This is a genomic window from Shewanella indica, from assembly GCF_002836975.1.
Lineage (GTDB): Bacteria > Pseudomonadota > Gammaproteobacteria > Enterobacterales > Shewanellaceae > Shewanella > Shewanella indica.
In genome coordinates, this window is record NZ_NIJK01000028.1 from 26,407 (window position 1) to 42,944 (window position 16,538).

A 16,538-nucleotide genomic window follows, 5' to 3' on the forward strand; every position below is an offset into this window, starting at 1 on the left:
TAAAGTTAATACAACATTTCTGGCATGACTCCTGCTTTATCTCTCTCAGCGTCAAGAAGTTAACCGCTGACTGTTACCACTACCCTGAGAGAGATAAGATAATGATTAAATTTATAGTTGCTACCGCCGCCGTTGTTACCAGTTCACTGGCTTTTGCCGCTGCACCAAACGTCAAATTCAAACCTGTTGAACTTGCTGCCGCGCCTAATGTGAAGTTCAAGCCTGTCGAGCTGGCTGCTGCTCCGAACGTGAAATTCAAGCCTGTCGAGCTGGCTGCTGCTCCGAACGTAAAGTTCAAGCCTGTCGAGCTGGCTGCTGCTCCGAACGTAAAATTCAAGCCTGTTGAGCTGGCCGCAGCCCCGAACGTGAAGTTCAAACCTGTCGAGCTGGCTGCTGCTCCGAACGTGAAGTTCAAACCTGTCGAGCTGGCCGCCGCGCCTAATGTGAAGTTCAAACCTGTCGAGCTGGCCGCCGCCCCTAATGTGAAGTTCAAGCCTGTAGAGCTGGCCGCAGCTCCGAATGTGAAATTCAAGCCTGTCGAGCTGGCTGCCGCGCCTAATGTGAAATTCAAGCCTGTCGAGCTGGCCGCAGCCCCGAACGTGAAGTTCAAACCTGTCGAGCTGGCCGCCGCGCCTAATGTGAAATTTATATACGCCTGACCCCGGGCCTTGGAGGACTAATTATGATCATATCAATCAAAAAGTTATTGGGTCTGACCAAACCAGAGCGTAAAAGAGTGAAACTGCCGGAGGGTCTGTGTCACCTGGAAGTGGTGCCAGCCAGAGGCTGGTGGAACTAATGGAACAGCGAAAAAATAAGGGAGCATTTATGCTCCCTTTTGCTGTGATTTGGAATCAATAGACAACTCTAGAAAGCATGCTTGCTATCGCCGGGTCGAGTGGTTTTGCGGTGCGCCAATTGCCTATGTGCATTAAATAACAACATAGCGGCGGGTCCCAAAAACAACCCGGCAGCCACCCAACGTTTAACCCCCATTCCTGCCTTGAAAGCTGAATGTCCCAGAGTGTAAGCGGAGACGCCCATAGTCCCCGCCAAAGCCATCGCGCCTGCCAGTATCAGTGTCAACTCGCCTCACCTCACTTGTTGCAGCGCATCCCTTCACTGTCCAAAAGAAAGTCGGAATACTACCCCAGCAACGCTCAAAATAACAGCAAAAGGTCAGTAATTCGCCACCCGAGGCAGGCAAAAAAATGGTTCGACAAAATTGCCTGACAACCTACCCCCTGGCGCTACTCCAGCCTTAACAGCTCACCACAGGACTTTTGCAGCAGACTGCGACAACGCCACAAGCCAAGTAGTGCCACCAACAAGGCGCCACTGAGGGGAGCCAACAGCCACCATTGCCAGTGAGGACTGACTCTAAGTTCAAACACCTGAGTTTTCAAAAGCCAGAGCGCAAACTCCGCCACTGTGACCGCCAGAATGCCCGCCACGGCACCTAGCAGTGCAAACTCCAACGCCGTGGCAAGCTTAAGCAAGCTTCCCGGCGCGCCAAAGGTGCGTAGAACCGCCAGCTCTCGTTGGCGACTGGCCATGCCGGCTTCGGTCTGCGCTATCATCACCAGGGCACTGGCCAATACCACCAGCACCAACACCAGCGTCAGCGCCAAAGATACCTGGGCGACTATCTCTTTGAGCTGAGCCACCATGGCCCCCACATCTATGATAGAGACAGTGGGGAAATTACGGATAATCTCAAGCACAACGGCCTTTTGACCATCATCCAGATGAAAACTGGCCATTGAAGTATAAGCAAATGGCGCCAAGGCTTCCTGACTGAAAATCATAAAGAAGTTGGGTTGCAAAGTTTCCCACTGCACAGAACGAATACTGGCCACCTTGACAGTCAGCGTTTGGTTATCGATAACAAAACTCAGGCTGTCTCCGACAGTAATACCCAAACGCTCGGCCACCCCGGACTCCACTGACACCTCATCGGTTTGCCGATTAAAATGGCCGTCAAGGATCTCATTGTTGGGCGGCAAGGTATTTCGCCAGGTGAGATTCAGCTCCCTTGAAATCCCAAGGCGCCCTCTCTGCCCCTGTTCCTGCTCTTCGGCAGTAATCACCTCCTCACCATTGATGGCGCTGAGCCGACCGCGGATAACAGGATAGATATCTGTGGCAGCAATCTGGCGCTGAGCCATAAAGTCCGCCAGCGGCTCTACTTCGTCCGGGGCTATGTTAACCAGAAAATAGTTCGGCGCATCCTCAGGCAACTGCTTCTGCCATTCGCTGAGCAAGTCCTGACGCAACGCCATTATGGTCAGCAATAACACCAAGGCGCTGGAAAAGCCCACCAGTTGTACAGCGTTTTGTCTGGCGCGGCGCCGAAGGCCCGCCAGTGCCAGCGACAAGGGGTTGGTCGTGCGCATACCAACACTCTGCCCCAGGCGGATTAACAAAAAACCCATCAGGCTGAGCAGCCCCCCGAGCAACACCACACTGGCCACCACGGTCAGAGTTAAAGGCAAAGAGCGCGAGTAAAGCCAGCCGAGCAATCCCATAGCCGCCAAACTCAGCAGCAGATGCAACCACATACCCAGACGTATTCCTTCAAGCTGGCGTTGCAACACCCTGAGCGGCGGAATAGCCAGCAGCCGCATCAGCGGATAGGCACTGAACATAAAGGCGCTGATAAACCCTGTAGCCAGCCCCAAGAGAAGCGGTCTGAACATAGGCGGAGAATAGGCGGCAATTTCCGCAGGCAAGGCTCGGCTGATGAGATAATCCAGCACCAGACCACCGAAGATCCCCAAGATCACTCCAAGAAAGGTCACCAGCAGCAAGTGCAGACCGAACAATAAACGGATTTGTCTTGCACTGGCGCCAAAGGTTTTCAGCATGGCAACCACATCATAGTGACGCTGACAATAACGCTGGGCGGCAATGCCGATGGCGGCGCAGGCAAGGGCTATCCCCAATAAGCTCGCCAACAGCAAGAATCGCTCTGCCCGCTGCACCGCCCCGGCAATCGGCGAATCGCCGGATTGTACATCCACCCAACGTTGGCTACTGGTCAGCAGTGGCTTGGCATATTCTTCAAAACGGCTCAGCGCCTGGCTATCCCCGACAAACTGATAAAGATATGTCACCCGGCTGCCGGGCTGAATGACCCCGGTTGCCGCCACATCATCAAGGCGCATCAACACCAGGGGGGAAGAAGCAAATGGATTGAAACCGGCATCGGGCAGCCTGTCTATCTCCTTGGTCAACGCCATCTGGGCGTTACCCAGCTCAACACTCTTGGGATACCCCAGCAATCCCCCAAGACGCATTTCGAACCACAATTCACCAGGCTGCGGCAAGGTACTGGTTTCCCCTTGGCGCAAGACAATTTTGCCCTTGAGCGGATAGGCATTATCAACCGCTCTGACAGTGACCAACTGAAAGGCATCACCGCTGTAAACCATAGAGTTAAACTGCAAACTCTGCGATTGCTTCAGCCCTAACACATTGGCCTGCTGCAGTATGCCTGCATCTATGGGGATGGGTGAATTAATGATTCGATCGGCGGCAATGAATTTGGCCGCCTGGCCATTGATGGCGAGCTGCAATCTGTCACTGACCCGGGCCAGACCGGTCACAGACAACACCGCCAGGGTCAAGGCCAGCACTATCAATACCAACTGCCCTTGCTTGAGTTCGCGGCGAAACAGGCGCCATGCCAGCGTCCATTCCATCAGCGCCCCTCCTCTGCCATTACCTGTGCCGCCGGCACCTGGCTCTCTGTCTTGGCCTCATGCAAACCGGCCTCTTCCGGCAAGGTTTGCTGTCCCTGTTCATACAATCGCCCTTCATGCATCTCCAGCTGGCGCTCACAGCGACTGGCCAGTTGCATATCATGGGTCACCAAAATCAAGGTGGTCGAACTCTCGCGATTGAGCTCAAACAGCATATCGGCAACCCTGTCGGCGTTGTGTTTGTCCAGGTTGCCCGTGGGTTCATCGGCAAACAGCACCTTGGGTTCACTGATAAAGGCTCTGGCGATAGCGACCCGCTGCTGCTCACCACCGGAAAGCTGTTTCGGGTAATGATTGAGCCTGTGCCCAAGACCAACTCGCTCCAGCATGGCTTTGGCCCGCTCTCTGGCATCCCTGATACCCGCAAGTTCAGCCGGCAGCATGACGTTTTCCAGGGCATTGAGAGTATCAACCAACATAAAAGACTGAAAAATAAAGCTGACTTTTTGCTTACGCAGCGCAGCCTTCTGCTCTTCATTCAGCCCGGCCAGGGCACTGCCATCGAGCCAAATCTCACCGGACGAGGGGGTATCCAATGCAGCCAGTAGGCCCAGCAAGGTTGATTTTCCTGAACCTGAAGGCCCGAGAATGGCCACACTCTGGCCCGGCTTGACATCCAAATTGATGCCACTCAGGATAGTCAGGTCACCTTCCTGGGTAGTGACAGTTTTTACGAGATGGGAAACCTTAATGGCACTGTTCTTCAAAATTACTTCCTTATGCTTGCGTCAGCTGGCATTGATACCAGTCATATTCTTGTTCTCTGCGCTGCCCGTCAAGGCCGCTGATATACTGATCCTGGGTGACAGTCTGGGAGCCAGTTACGGCATGGCCGAGAAACAGGGTTGGGTCGAAGGGCTAAGACAAGCCCTGCCCGAGCATAACATTGTTAATGCCTCTGTCAGCGGCGAAACCACGGCTGGAGGCCTCAGAAGATTGCCTCAGTTGCTGGAGTCGGTAAAACCCTCGCTGCTGTTGGTGGAGCTAGGCGGCAATGATGGTCTCAGAGGCTTTTTGCCAACAGAGCTGAAAAACAATCTTACAAAAATCATTGCGTTGGCCCAGCAATCCGGCGCCAAAGTGCTGCTTTCCGAAGTCATGGTGCCGCCAAACTACGGCCCCAGATATGCCAACGCCTTCAGCGCCGTTTACAGTGAGCTGGCCAAGCAGCCCAACGTCACCCTGATGCCCTTCTTTATGACAGAGATAGCGCCCTTTCCCGAATTGATGCAGGCCGATGGGCTGCACCCGAACGAAAAGGCCCAGCCCAAGATCACCGCCTTTGTGCTGCCCTGGGTTGAATCGGCAATCGAAGCCATCAAAGCCCCCACCACAGACGCATCTGCGCCGGCAACAGGCGGATAAGGCAATCACCGGACATAATAGCAGCCGGACATAATAGCCGCAGGACGACATCGCTAAAAACGACTAAAGGCTGCAGCTGAATACCCTCACCTTGTGCCCCATCAGTTCACTTTCTTCCTGCGGCAGCATCCCTAACTTAAGGGCTATCGCTTCCGAGCCCAGGTTGCCATCCATGATCAGGGCTATCAACTCATCCACGGCGCAAATCGCTTTTATTTTTGGCAATGCATGGCTGGCGGCTTCATAACCCAGCCCCTGGCCCCAGTATTCAGGCAGATATCTGTATCCCAACTCAACCTTGCCGAACTCCGGCAGAAACTTAGGACCGCAAAAACCTATCACCTTGCCGTCGGCCTTATGCTCAACCGCCCAGCGACCATAACCATACTTGCGGTAGTCGGCAAAAATAACCTTTTCAAGCACCTGACTGGCCTCTTCAACATCCTTCAACGGCTCGCCGGGGATATATCTCAGGACTTCGGAAGTGCTGTTCATGGCGAATAAGGCCTGCTGATCACCATCACGGAACTGTCTCAAAATTAATCTGGGGCTTTCGATAATCAAGATTAATCACTCCTTGTGGTTCAGCTTGTTGCCTTAAGGTTGGCTAAATTTTATTAATGTTTAATAAATCATAACCATAGATTACACTAGGGCGGGCGCGATAAGTCTATAGCCGATCGGATTGAAAGTTGTTTTGTCGCAAAGAGAGTGCTGTGCAACCCGGCTAGTATGCCCATACCAGCGTGATAACATGAAACAAGGAAAGCATATGTCCCTGCAAAAAGTCTATATTCCCCTGGCCACCCGTACCAGCCAGTACATCATGGCTGAAATACTGATGACAGATGCGCTGCTCAGTCACTATGCCAGTTACGAAAACTGCTACCGCGAGATCAGCAAGTTGGTATTCCAGTTGGCAGAAAAGGAAGATCTGCACAACATTCATGTGATCGCCAATGACAAACTGCCTGTGGTGCGTTTTCACACCGAGGCCTACTGCTTCCAAACTGCCGAACAGATCCTGTTCTTTTACAACCCAGCCTACCATGAAGCCCAGAATCTTTTCTTCCAGCCGGACTACAAGGCCCGCAAGTTAAGACTGCTGTTTTTGGCTACAGGTAAGGAAATTCGCGCTAACGCCGCCAACTTCCACAACCGGGTTAACGCCGTACTGAATGGGGTGTTGGACAACCTGCCGGAGCAGGAGTTAAAGGTCAAAGTCCGCGATCACCAGCACATGGCCTACGATCTCTTCGCCCGTGCCAAGGGTGAGAAAAAGACCTATGGCTACAAACTAAGAGATATCTATCAGCGCTACAAGTCGCGCAGGTGCAAACTGCCGGAAGATCACAGCTCACTGGCCTATGTCACCGTCAGCCTGCCGTTGAGCCGCCGCCTGAAACAGAGCGTACTGGAAGAGGAGCATACCGAAGACTTCAGCCCGCTGTACCAGTTCCTTGAGGACAAGTTCCGCAGCGCGGCGGCAGGCAAGCAATTACACCGCACCGCCATGGTAGCCAATGGCTTGATGCCTTTGGTTCGCAACAGTAAGTTCGAGAAGGTGGAAAGCACTGCCGAAGCCCAGATGATAGGCTTTGATCCTGCGGCAACCGACACCCAGTTTGTCAGCCATTGGGATGGAGGTAACTTGGTGGAATCGGTGCACTTTTTGCTGGTCGCCGGTAAAGAGGATTACACAGAGCCAGGTTATGGCCGCTATATGAACCAGGTGGAAGCAGCTTTGAAAGACTTTGCCGAAGCCATAGGTTTGGATCCGGAGCGCCATGAACTGGTGCTGAGATTCCATCAGCACATCAGTTACAAGCGTTAAGACTCAAAAAAGCCGGGCTAGCCTGTACAATACCGCTCAGCCCGGCTTTTTACTTTGTTATTATGAGTGTGCTATGAATGAGTCCCCAGGGCTCGGCTATTTCCGCCCTGTGACCACATTGATTCTGGCAACATCCACCAGATCGCTCACCTGATACTTGTCGAACAGATCCAACAAAGCATCGCTGGCCTGCTCCAGTTTCAACATCATCTCTTCTTCATAAAGCGGCACCAGGCTATAAAAACTGATGCACTTGTCCTGGTCAATCTCCAAGGTGTGGAATGCATTATCAAGTAGCAGTGACGGCAGAACTATCATGCCGTTTTGACGGGTATTTTCGGCAAAGGGTTCGGCAGGATCACCATTGGGTATTGTGTGCCCCCAGCCCAGCCAGCTGTCGTATTTATGCGGAAAGCGCGCCAAAAACTTAAGCTGCCTTACAGGCCAGTACCACTTTTCATCGATAAAGGCTTCCTGACTTATCTGCCAATGCGCCGGCAAAGTGATCATCAGCTCCATAAACCTGGGGATATCCGCCCCTTCGGGGGTACTCATAGGCAAGTCACTCATGCCGGAAGTCACCAGAGTATGGAAAGGTCGCTCGTCTGTCGGTGCCACATAATGCACATCAATATGCACAGTATCCGAGATAACTTCATGAAAGACCCAGGTGACTTCACCAATATGGCGCTCAATATGTTCGCTTATCTGGACGATACACTCTTCACCCATAGGTGACTGCCATTCCTTTTCACCATCCGTGTATCTGAAAATGGGATCACCGGAAAGGCTGTATTCTTGTTCATCCTTACTCATGCCAACTCCTTTTGATTCTGACGCTTGAGGTTTTATCACTGCCTGCGAACGAAATCCAGAATAAATGATGAAAAACAAACTGTTGTTAAAATAGTGTTTATATATGGCGATAATGCCTCAATCTGTTATCTGCTGCTACTTGCATTATTTGACGCTAATTTGGCCGGATTTCACATTGTCAGTCGGGAAATGAATCGGGATCTTGTTAACGGAATAATAACAATTATCAGGAGAGATTATGTTCAACAAGAAAACCCCCCTGACTTTGGCGTTGCTGGCAGCCGGGTTAACCCTGGGACTCATTGCCTGCTCGGATGACGACAATACGTCTCAAACCACTGAACCACCGGTCGTGACGCCACCGCCGCTAACCAGCCCCTTCCCCGAAGGCGCCATCATGGTTGAAGCCGGAGACAATCTGACAACCCGAATTCAGGAAGCTCTGATCAACGCCCAGAGTGGTGCTGTGATCGTCTTGCCAAAGGGCCGATTTGAGATAGATGCCACCTTGTTGTTTGACGGCGATGTCGACGGTGACGGCAGCTATGCCAGCAATGTCACTGTCATGGGTTATGGCCGCGATGAAACCATTCTCGACTTTGCCAATGCCAACGCCGGTGACGGTATTTTTGTGCAAAACGCCCTCAATATCACCATCAAGGATCTGTCGGTCTATGAAGCCAAAAACAACGGCATCAAGCTGAAAAATACCAATGGCATCATACTGCGCAATGTCTCCGCCGTGTGGGAAGGTGAGCTGGATCAAGGCAATGGCGCCTACGGCCTTTACCCGGTGGAATGCGAGAATATTTTGATTGAAGACAGCTATGTCCGCGGCAGCGCCGATGCCGGTATCTATGTGGGCCAGTCTGAGTACATAGTCGTCAGACGCAATGTCGCCAAGGAAAACGTCGCCGGTATCGAAGTGGAAAACTCGCGCTTTGCCGATGTCTATAACAATGAGGCCATGGGCAATACCGGTGGTATTCTGGTGTTCGACCTTCCCATAGGCAACCACAAGTACGGCTCCAGCGTACGGGTATTCAACAACAAGGTTTATGACAACAATACCCACAACTTCGCCAACGCCTCTGCCAACCCGGCCGGAGTGCATATTGTTCCTCCCGGTACCGGGGTGATCATACTCTCCACCAGCGATGTGGAAGTGTTCAACAACCAGATCAGCAACCACGATACCCTGGCGGTCACTGTCTCCAGCTTCTTCATCGCCGAGCCGGATGTCTCCACCTTTGCCGCCAGCTATGCCCTGCCGGGTCAGGCCATTGAAGATGGCTGGCGCGCCACACCACGCAACATCTATATCCATGACAACCAGATAAGCGGTTTTGCCACCAAGCCCAACGGTTATCTTATCGAGGATATCATCAAGGCCTACATCTACAGCCATGGCCGCTTCCCGGGGATCCTCTACGATGGCCTGGGTGAACTGCTCGCCAATAATGGTACCGGCGCCTATCTCGGCTTTGGTGAACTCCCCTTCAACCCTGACGGCAGTGAAAATGTCTGTGCCAGCAACAATGGAGATGTCAGCGTTGGCCGGCTCTACGGCAACAGCAATACCGATGTCAGCATTCCCGATGTCATGTATGAAGCCAAGCAGCAGCAACTGTTGCAATGCTCTTTGGTCAGCCTACCTGTGCATACCGTCACTTTCGGCGAACAGATCTTCGGCTGCGGCGTGGATGATGATACTGAAGGTTGTGATGGCGGCGTGCTGGTCGGCGGTGGCGGTACTATAGGAGAAGGTGAAGGCGGCCTTGAAGGCGATGGCGACCAATCGCTGTGCAGCGCTCAAGGTTCTGGTGTGAACTGGGATGCTCTGACAGGTGCCAATTGCAGCAGCCTGGCACAGTACCGCCTGTTTGCCGACGCCTCTATGCCGGCGGCCATGTCAAACAGTGGCGGGATCCCTTACAAACTCAACACACCGCTGTTTACCGACTATGCCAGTAAGTATCGCTATGTGTTTGTGCCGGAAGGGAAACAAGCCAACTACAGCAGCAATGAGGCCTTTGACTTCCCGGTAGGCACAGTACTGGTGAAAACATTTGCCCTGCCCGCCGATACCGCAACCAGAGGCATGGACAATGAAACTCTGATTGAAACCCGGTTGTTGATCCACAGGGAGTCGGGCTGGACCGCCCTGCCCTATGTCTGGAATGCCGAGCAAACAGATGCCTCTTTGGCCAAGGCCGGTGCCATTCAAGGCAAGAGCGTGGTGCACAAGGGGCAACCCCTGAACTTTGACTACGTTGTCCCGTCAATGAATCAGTGCAAGCAGTGTCATCAGTTCAAGGCCGACAGCGCCAGCCAGGCGGTGTTTATGCCGATTGGTCCCAAGGCCCGCCATCTGAACCGTGACTACCCCTACCAGGATGGCAGCGCCAACCAACTGCTTCATTGGCAAAGCGCAGGTATTCTCAGCGGCCTGCCCCCCCTTACCAGCGTCGACAAGGTGCCAGCCTACGTGGATGGCGATGAAGCCACTTTGACTCAGCTCAGTGACAGCGAGCTGATGCAAACTGCCAAGGGTTACCTGGATATCAACTGCGCCCACTGCCACAGACCCGAAGGCAATGCCTCCAATACCGGGCTGAAACTGGAATACCAACGCAGCTATGATGAAGACAACGGCTTCAGCCACGGCACCTGTAAATCGCCTGTCGCCTATGGCGGCGGCACCCTGGGCTACGATGTGGTACCGGGTAATCCGGCCGAGTCCATCATGCATTTCCGGATGCAGAGCAATGAACCGGGCGACAGAATGCCCGAAATTGGCCGTAGCCTCAGCCACGATGAAGGAGTTGCGCTGATAAGCGAATGGATCAAACGCTTGCCTGCGGCCAGCTGTTCAAAATAAAGCTGAAGCCAAGCTGGCGTATAAAAAGTAAATCATAGATTAATTCGTATCCAGAAATGAAAACGGTTGAGAAGTTATTGGTTCGTTACCAAGTAACAAATACTAAGACTCCAGCCGTTTTTCTGTCTAATCTTTGTTCAAGCTTTGAAGTCATAGTCATAAATATGAATACTGCCCTCAAGTTAGCGCACCTGATGCCTTGTCTCAAAATAGCTATGCTCGGCTTGATATTATTGCCAAGTACAGCAGGGGCCATTGGCAATGCCGCTCTCAGGCAAACTTGTCGGTCTAAGTATGGATAACCTGGCCTACAGCTTACTCAAAACAACCGTAAGCTAACTGATAAACAGACGAGATACGAGGCAATAACCTTACAAAAACATAACTAAAGCAATATGGTTTTAGGTTGACCAAGCAGAACCTTGGGCCAATGCTGACAGCAAATGACTAATTGCCCTTGGTTGAGCTGTACCGAAAATCGATTAACAGGAGTGAGTAACAAAAACAAACTGCCGAAGCTAATGGGGGCATGGATAGCTGGATACCGCCTAATTTTTTTCGAAGTCAGAGTGGCGTTTTGAAAATCAAAGTGGCGTTCGCCGCAGATCCGCAATGAACCAAAAAAATGAAGCCCCTTACGGGGCTTCATTTGGCTGACATCGCATTAAAGTGAAACGTTATGGATCCGCGCTTTCTCTTTTATGTATGACAGGTAGCTAGTGGCGCTACGTGCTGTCTTGGAATCTTTTGAGGCCAATTCAGCACGGCGGTAAGCCGACTTATAGTCTTTCAGGTTCAGGTAGGCCAGTGCCAGCTCAAACTGAGCTTCACCAGGGTTTTCGAGCCCGGCATCCAGCGCTTGCTTGAATACTGGAATCGCTTCCTTGAACTGCTGATCCAAAGCCAGCAAACGACCTTGTTTCAGGTACAACTTACCATCATTACCGACAGCAGCAGCTTGACCATAATAGGCCGCGGCCTTCTTCAGCTCCTTGGCGTTGTGGAAGAAACCGGCCAACATAGACAGGTTTTTCTCACTTTTTTCGATAAGCCCTTGTTTCATGTGCTTCTCGAAAATCACCGCACCACGATAAGCGGAACCTTTGGACGCCAACAGTTGCGACAAACGAGTGATGTTATCAGCAGTTTCCAGGAAACCGTTCTGATAGGCCAGATCGTATGTCACTGTAGCCTTGTCGAAGTCCTCGGTCAGCAGATAGAGCTGAGCCAACTGAACCCAAAGACGCTTATCATCCTGAAACAGGGGTACCATAGTTTCCAGAACACCAACCGCCTTCTTGTACTGCTTGAGGTTGAAGTAAGCCTGGAACTTAAGCTGGTACAGGTTCTTGTCGGGCGTTTCGGCCAATGACAAACCTTTGTCCGCTGTTTTCAGCACGTTTGGATAGTCTTTCAGTTCTGTATAAGCAATACCGATACGGCGGTAGACCACAGGATCTTGCTTACAGGAGAAGTCCATCCACTTGTTGTAGTAGGTGATAGCTTCTTTAAACTTCTTCTCCTGCAGCAGCAGATCCGCATACAACTTAAGAGTTGCACTGTGGTCGGTTCCACCGAGGATATCGGCTTCTACTGCCTGCTTAAGGTACTTGATGGAAGTGCCCATCTGACCTTTTTCAGCGTAGAAGTTACCCAGCATACGGGCAATATAGGCCTTGTCGAAGTCATTACGGGCGTTGGCTTCCAGCAATACTGCGATTGCTTCGTCCAGATTACCGTCCTGATAGGCTTCAAAGGATCTCTGCACCTTTTTGGCAGCAGTTTGACCCACCGCCTTCGCCTGACGCTGGTCGATAGGACACTTCTCAGCGGCCTGGGCGATTGGCGCCATCAGTACTGCACTGCCTGACAAAGTCAACAGCATGGCTGCAGCAAGCTTATTCACTTTTTGCATCTTATCTGTCTCCTTGGTTCAGGGTGAAGTCCAGCTGAACTGTCATACCGGGTTGCTTCATCGGCTTACCGTCAACAATCTTCGGCTTGTACTTCCACTTCTTCAGTGCACGAACCGCTTCACGATCAAAGATCCTTCTTGGTTCAGCCTGGATAACTTCAACATCATCAACACCACCGAGTTCGTTGATGGTAAAGCGCAGTTGTACCCAACCTTCTTTACCGTCACGCGCCGCAGCAATGGGATACTGAGGTTCAATCCGCACTATAGGTGTTGCATCACCGTCGCGGGTCATCATGTTGCCCAGCTTAAAGCCTGTGCTTGGACCGCCTGCTTCTACTCCACCCATATTGAATGCCATATTGGTATCAATATCAGAAGAGCTATCCGGTGGCGTTTCCGCTGGCTTCGGTGGCTGCTCTGGTGGTGGGGGTGGCTTAGGTGTCACCCTTGGTTTCTTCTGTGCCTTCGAATCCTGCTTGTCCATTGTGATCTCGATAACTGGCGTTTCGGTTGAGGTGTCGCCACGTTGAGCGCCACCTCCGACCAGGAATGCCATAAACCAGAACAGACCAAAAGTCACAGCAGCACCAATAATGATAGATACTAGTGCTCTTAACATATCAGTCGTTCCCCGCAGATACCGAGACCTTATCAATACCAGCAGCCTTCACCTGATCCAGTACTTTAACAACCAAGCCGTGTTGGGCTTCTTTGTCTGCCTGGATCAGAACGGCGGCTTCTGGTGCCTCTGCCAACATACGTTCTACGTTAGCTGTTACTCGTTCAATATCAACCTGACGGTTTTCCATCATAATTACGCCTGTTTTACTGACGCCGATAAAGATGTTCGCCGAAGGTTTTGAAGTCGCTGTGGACGCCTTGGGTTTGTTGTAGTCCAAACCGGATGGCTTCACAAACGAGGTGGTCACAATGAAGAAGATCAGCATGATGAACACGATGTCGAGCATCGGGGTCATATCGATCTGTGCTTCCTCTTCTACACTGGAATGCTTCTTACGTGCCATGTTCAATCTCTCTCTAGTGGTGTGGCAGGCTGTCTTTCAGCTTTTCCAAGCTGATTTTCATCTTGGCGTCCAAACGAGTGCTGAAGAACACCCCGGACAATGCCGCGACCATACCAGCCATAGTAGGCATAGTGGCCATAGAAATACCAGCTGCCATCAGACGAGCATTACTCGTCCCCTGAACTGCCATAACATCGAACACTGAAATCATACCTGTCACAGTACCCAGCAGACCTATCATAGGACAGATGGCTACCAATGTTTTGATGATCAGCATACGTGCATTCATATCTTGCTTCGCTTGGGATACCCAAGCTTCACGGATACGGTGTGCATACCAGGAGGTGGTTTCCTCCCTGGCATTCCATGCAGTAATGATCTCTTTATGATTCTTAGGTGATACCCAGTTCAGATACCAGAATCTTTCAAGCATCAATACCCACATGAGAAACAGCACCGCCGCTACAAGCCAGAGGACGTCGCCTCCGGAGGCCATGAAGCCCCTGACGGAATCCCAAATGTCCATCAGGTATAGCATCATTAGTCAGCCCTCTTCTCTGCGTGTTCAGCAATAATACCGGCACTTTGCTCTTCAAGGATTTGAACAATAGACTTACTGCGAGCCACAACAATAGCATGACACAGCATCAGTGGCAGAGCCGCAATCAGACCCTGTACTGTCGTTACCAGTGCCATAGAGATACCACCGGCCATCAGTTTTGGATCACCCGTACCGAACAACTGGATGCTCTGGAAGGTTGCAATCATACCGGTTACGGTACCCAGCAGACCCATCATAGGAGCGATAGCCGCCAATACTTTGATGATGGAGATACGCGTTTCCAGCGCTGGTGTTTCTTTCAGGATGGCTTCATCCAGTTTCAACTCCAGAGTCTCAACGTCAACATCTTTGTTCTCTTGGTACACTTTCAGTACACGGCCCAGAGCGTTGTTACCTGGGTTGGCAACATTCTTGGCCTGAGACTTAACACGGGCACCGATAACAGTCAGAGTCACCAGACGCTCCAGCGAGATCAGCAGACCCAGAGCCAGCAAGGCGATGATGATGTAACCAATGGTACCACCGGCCTCAATACGGTCTTGGAAGCTGGCCTTCTGAGTGAAGATGTTCAGCAGAGTACCGCGGGCAGGGTCAACATACAGCTTGGCTGTACCTGAAGTGGCTTTTTCGAAGTCAGCGATAGGCTTAACCTGATAACCTTCCGGCTGCTGAGACAGCTCCTGGATCAGACCCAGCTCGTGGTTCAGAACCACATACTTGTTATCAGCCAACAGGTTAAAAGCACCGACACGATAGATGGTGGTGTTGTTCACGTTACCATCAATGTCAGTTACAGAACCTTCAAACTTAACGACTTTGCCGGATTCGGCCATTTCGAAAAGTTGCTCTTCCCAGAAGCGTTCCAGCTCTTCAATCTTAGGTAGTTGCTTACGGGCACCCAGGTCCTGAACGAACTTGTCACGTCCTGGATACTGGGCACTGACGTTGGAGTTGATCAGCTTACCGGCGAAATCGCCAGCTTCGCCTTTAACTACACCGAACATTTCACCCAAGTCGCCCTGAGCGGTTTTCAGGTCTTCTTCAAGTTGAGCAATTTTACGCTCGTTATCGAGGAAGGCCTGGTTCAGGTCTTTACCACGTTGAGTTTCAGCTGCCAGCGCATCTTTTTCACGCTTCAGCAGGGCGGCCTTGTCGCCACGCTCAGCTTGGAACTCTTGTTCACGCTTAGCATTGATTTTGCCTTGAGCGGCACGTTCAACTTTAACTTGCTGCAGCAGTTGATCAATCGTCTTAGGCGCCTCTGCGGCACTGGCCATACCGGCAGACAGTGAGAAACTGGCAGCAACGACGGCGGTAGTGATTAGCTTTTTCATTATTGTGCAGCCTCCGCAGCTGGAATTGGTAGTGCGAACAGATCCAGAGCCCCTTGTTTACGGGCGATACGAATACCCTTAGTGATGTCACGCAGATAGCTGTCATCCAGCTTATCCCAACCCTTGGTTTCAGAGTTGTACATCCAGGCAGTCTTCTGGTCCAGGCTCTGAGCATACAGAGCTACGCGGCCCAAGCGGAAGAAATCAACCAGCACTTCTTTACCATCAAGGTTCAGCTTACCGGTTTCAACGTCAACAAAGCTGCCGTACTCACGCTCGATGCTGTAAGCATCCAGGATCAAACGGAACTTTTCAGCCAGAGTCACTTCGGCAGTGTTAAGCAGGTCTTTGAGGTTTTTAACGCGCTGTGCACGGTCTTCAGATTTGAATGGCAGATCCAGAGCCACGAACTGCTCCAGGGCATCAACCATTTTAAACATCAAAGGAACAACACCTTGACGCAGTTTGTCTACGCCATTGATATCGTCCTGAATGGATTTCATTGTGGCTTCCTGGTCAGCGACCAGCCCAGCCAAATAATCATTGTAGGCTTTGAGAGATTCACGCTCGTCAGCAACGGCGGAATATTCGAAAAGCATATCTTGAGCCTGGTCAAAATACTTATCGATCTTCTTCTGTGACGCAACGGCGTCTGACTGCAGACGACCCGCGGCTTTTTGCGCGTCGGTAAGAGGATCTGCAACGACTAAGTTGCTGCTGGCGAGTGCCAGCGCGCCAACAAGCGCAGAAGCGATTTTTGTTCTATTGCTTACCTTGGACATAGTTCCCAACCAATTTGAAGTGATTAAAAAGGTTTAACTTTTCAGCAACAGCGCCCCGAATATCCCTATTTCAACGGCAGATGATGCTATCAAGTATGTCTTTCTCTTGTGATTGTTAGTTTTTTATCTTCCCTTTTCTATGCCCCTGAAGGCATAGACCCGCTGGCATCATTTCACAAAATGTTGACCTGTGTCAACATTTGAAATGAGACGAAAACGCTGGAAACTAAGGCTAACTGTGTGATTAATCATCAATG

General features: G+C 51.5%; 14 protein-coding genes. 4 read left to right on the plus strand and 10 right to left on the minus strand.

The window, feature by feature from the left end:
- Window positions 1-101 precede the first annotated feature (101 nt).
- Entirely contained in the window at window positions 102-659 is a 558-nt protein-coding gene (locus CX650_RS08830; protein WP_101095606.1) for a hypothetical protein, read from the plus strand.
- A 591-nt stretch (window positions 660-1,250) separates the two neighbouring features.
- Here the strand turns inward: CX650_RS08830 and CX650_RS08840 are convergent.
- Window positions 1,251-3,704, minus strand: a complete 2,454-nt coding sequence (locus CX650_RS08840) for an ABC transporter permease (protein ID WP_101095607.1) — start codon at window positions 3,702-3,704, stop codon at window positions 1,251-1,253.
- Window positions 3,704-4,474: an ABC transporter ATP-binding protein gene (locus CX650_RS08845; protein WP_101095608.1), complete on the minus strand. Its 771-nt coding sequence runs from the start codon at window positions 4,472-4,474 to the stop codon at window positions 3,704-3,706. The genes CX650_RS08840 and CX650_RS08845 overlap by 1 nt, the downstream gene beginning before the upstream one ends.
- Between CX650_RS08845 and CX650_RS08850 the strand changes: the two genes are divergently transcribed.
- On the plus strand, window positions 4,455-5,129 hold the full coding sequence (locus CX650_RS08850; protein WP_101095616.1) for an arylesterase: 675 nt from the start codon (window positions 4,455-4,457) through the stop codon (window positions 5,127-5,129). The genes CX650_RS08845 and CX650_RS08850 overlap by 20 nt on opposite strands.
- 63 nt (window positions 5,130-5,192) lie before the next feature.
- Here CX650_RS08850 and CX650_RS08855 read toward each other — a convergent pair whose 3' ends face one another.
- Complete coding sequence (locus CX650_RS08855; RefSeq protein WP_167388634.1) at window positions 5,193-5,693, minus strand: GNAT family N-acetyltransferase; 501 nt, start codon at window positions 5,691-5,693, stop codon at window positions 5,193-5,195.
- 208 nt (window positions 5,694-5,901) lie between these two features.
- On the opposite strand from CX650_RS08855, the gene CX650_RS08860 reads away from it, so the two are divergent.
- Entirely contained in the window at window positions 5,902-6,963 is a 1,062-nt protein-coding gene (locus CX650_RS08860; protein ID WP_039035604.1) for a DUF3083 family protein, read from the plus strand.
- 96 nt (window positions 6,964-7,059) lie between these two features.
- Here the strand turns inward: CX650_RS08860 and CX650_RS08865 are convergent, their stop codons facing one another.
- Window positions 7,060-7,779: a suppressor of fused domain protein gene (locus CX650_RS08865; protein ID WP_101095610.1), complete on the minus strand. Its 720-nt coding sequence runs from the start codon at window positions 7,777-7,779 to the stop codon at window positions 7,060-7,062.
- A 238-nt stretch (window positions 7,780-8,017) separates the two neighbouring features.
- Between CX650_RS08865 and CX650_RS08870 the strand changes: the two genes are divergently transcribed.
- Window positions 8,018-10,660: an SO2930 family diheme c-type cytochrome gene (locus CX650_RS08870; RefSeq protein WP_101095611.1), complete on the plus strand. Its 2,643-nt coding sequence runs from the start codon at window positions 8,018-8,020 to the stop codon at window positions 10,658-10,660.
- 664 nt (window positions 10,661-11,324) lie between these two features.
- Here the strand turns inward: CX650_RS08870 and CX650_RS08875 are convergent.
- The 6 genes from CX650_RS08875 to CX650_RS08900 are packed head-to-tail and all read right to left on the minus strand — an operon-like array spanning window position 11,325 to window position 16,281.
- Window positions 11,325-12,575: a tetratricopeptide repeat protein gene (locus CX650_RS08875; protein ID WP_039035601.1), complete on the minus strand. Its 1,251-nt coding sequence runs from the start codon at window positions 12,573-12,575 to the stop codon at window positions 11,325-11,327.
- Window position 12,576: 1 nt separating this feature from the next.
- Window positions 12,577-13,197 (minus strand): energy transducer TonB, encoded by a 621-nt coding sequence (locus tag CX650_RS08880; RefSeq protein ID WP_039035600.1) that lies wholly within the window; start codon window positions 13,195-13,197, stop codon window positions 12,577-12,579.
- Between the two features lies 1 nt (window position 13,198).
- Complete coding sequence (locus CX650_RS08885; RefSeq protein WP_025011238.1) at window positions 13,199-13,603, minus strand: ExbD/TolR family protein; 405 nt, start codon at window positions 13,601-13,603, stop codon at window positions 13,199-13,201.
- A gap of 13 nt (window positions 13,604-13,616) precedes the next feature.
- Window positions 13,617-14,144 (minus strand): MotA/TolQ/ExbB proton channel family protein, encoded by a 528-nt coding sequence (locus CX650_RS08890; protein WP_082014355.1) that lies wholly within the window; start codon window positions 14,142-14,144, stop codon window positions 13,617-13,619.
- Window positions 14,144-15,499: a MotA/TolQ/ExbB proton channel family protein gene (locus CX650_RS08895; protein ID WP_039035599.1), complete on the minus strand. Its 1,356-nt coding sequence runs from the start codon at window positions 15,497-15,499 to the stop codon at window positions 14,144-14,146. The genes CX650_RS08890 and CX650_RS08895 overlap by 1 nt, the downstream gene beginning before the upstream one ends.
- Entirely contained in the window at window positions 15,499-16,281 is a 783-nt protein-coding gene (locus CX650_RS08900; RefSeq protein WP_039035598.1) for a DUF3450 domain-containing protein, read from the minus strand. The genes CX650_RS08895 and CX650_RS08900 overlap by 1 nt, the downstream gene beginning before the upstream one ends.
- Between the last annotated feature and the right edge of the window lie 257 nt (window positions 16,282-16,538).

Bases quoted from the DNA above. Each gene is read 5' to 3' on its own strand.
- CX650_RS08830 (WP_101095606.1), top strand. From the start codon at position 102: ATGATTAAATTTATAGTTGCTACCGCCGCCGTTGTTACCAGTTCACTG.
- CX650_RS08840 (WP_101095607.1), bottom strand. From the start codon at position 3,704: ATGGAATGGACGCTGGCATGGCGCCTGTTTCGCCGCGAACTCAAGCAA.
- CX650_RS08850 (WP_101095616.1), top strand. From the start codon at position 4,455: ATGGCACTGTTCTTCAAAATTACTTCCTTATGCTTGCGTCAGCTGGCA.
- CX650_RS08860 (WP_039035604.1), top strand. From the start codon at position 5,902: ATGTCCCTGCAAAAAGTCTATATTCCCCTGGCCACCCGTACCAGCCAG.
- CX650_RS08865 (WP_101095610.1), bottom strand. From the start codon at position 7,779: ATGAGTAAGGATGAACAAGAATACAGCCTTTCCGGTGATCCCATTTTC.
- CX650_RS08870 (WP_101095611.1), top strand. From the start codon at position 8,018: ATGTTCAACAAGAAAACCCCCCTGACTTTGGCGTTGCTGGCAGCCGGG.
- CX650_RS08875 (WP_039035601.1), bottom strand. From the start codon at position 12,575: ATGCAAAAAGTGAATAAGCTTGCTGCAGCCATGCTGTTGACTTTGTCA.
- CX650_RS08880 (WP_039035600.1), bottom strand. From the start codon at position 13,197: ATGTTAAGAGCACTAGTATCTATCATTATTGGTGCTGCTGTGACTTTT.
- CX650_RS08885 (WP_025011238.1), bottom strand. From the start codon at position 13,603: ATGGCACGTAAGAAGCATTCCAGTGTAGAAGAGGAAGCACAGATCGAT.
- CX650_RS08890 (WP_082014355.1), bottom strand. From the start codon at position 14,144: ATGATGCTATACCTGATGGACATTTGGGATTCCGTCAGGGGCTTCATG.
- CX650_RS08895 (WP_039035599.1), bottom strand. From the start codon at position 15,499: ATGAAAAAGCTAATCACTACCGCCGTCGTTGCTGCCAGTTTCTCACTG.
- CX650_RS08900 (WP_039035598.1), bottom strand. From the start codon at position 16,281: ATGTCCAAGGTAAGCAATAGAACAAAAATCGCTTCTGCGCTTGTTGGC.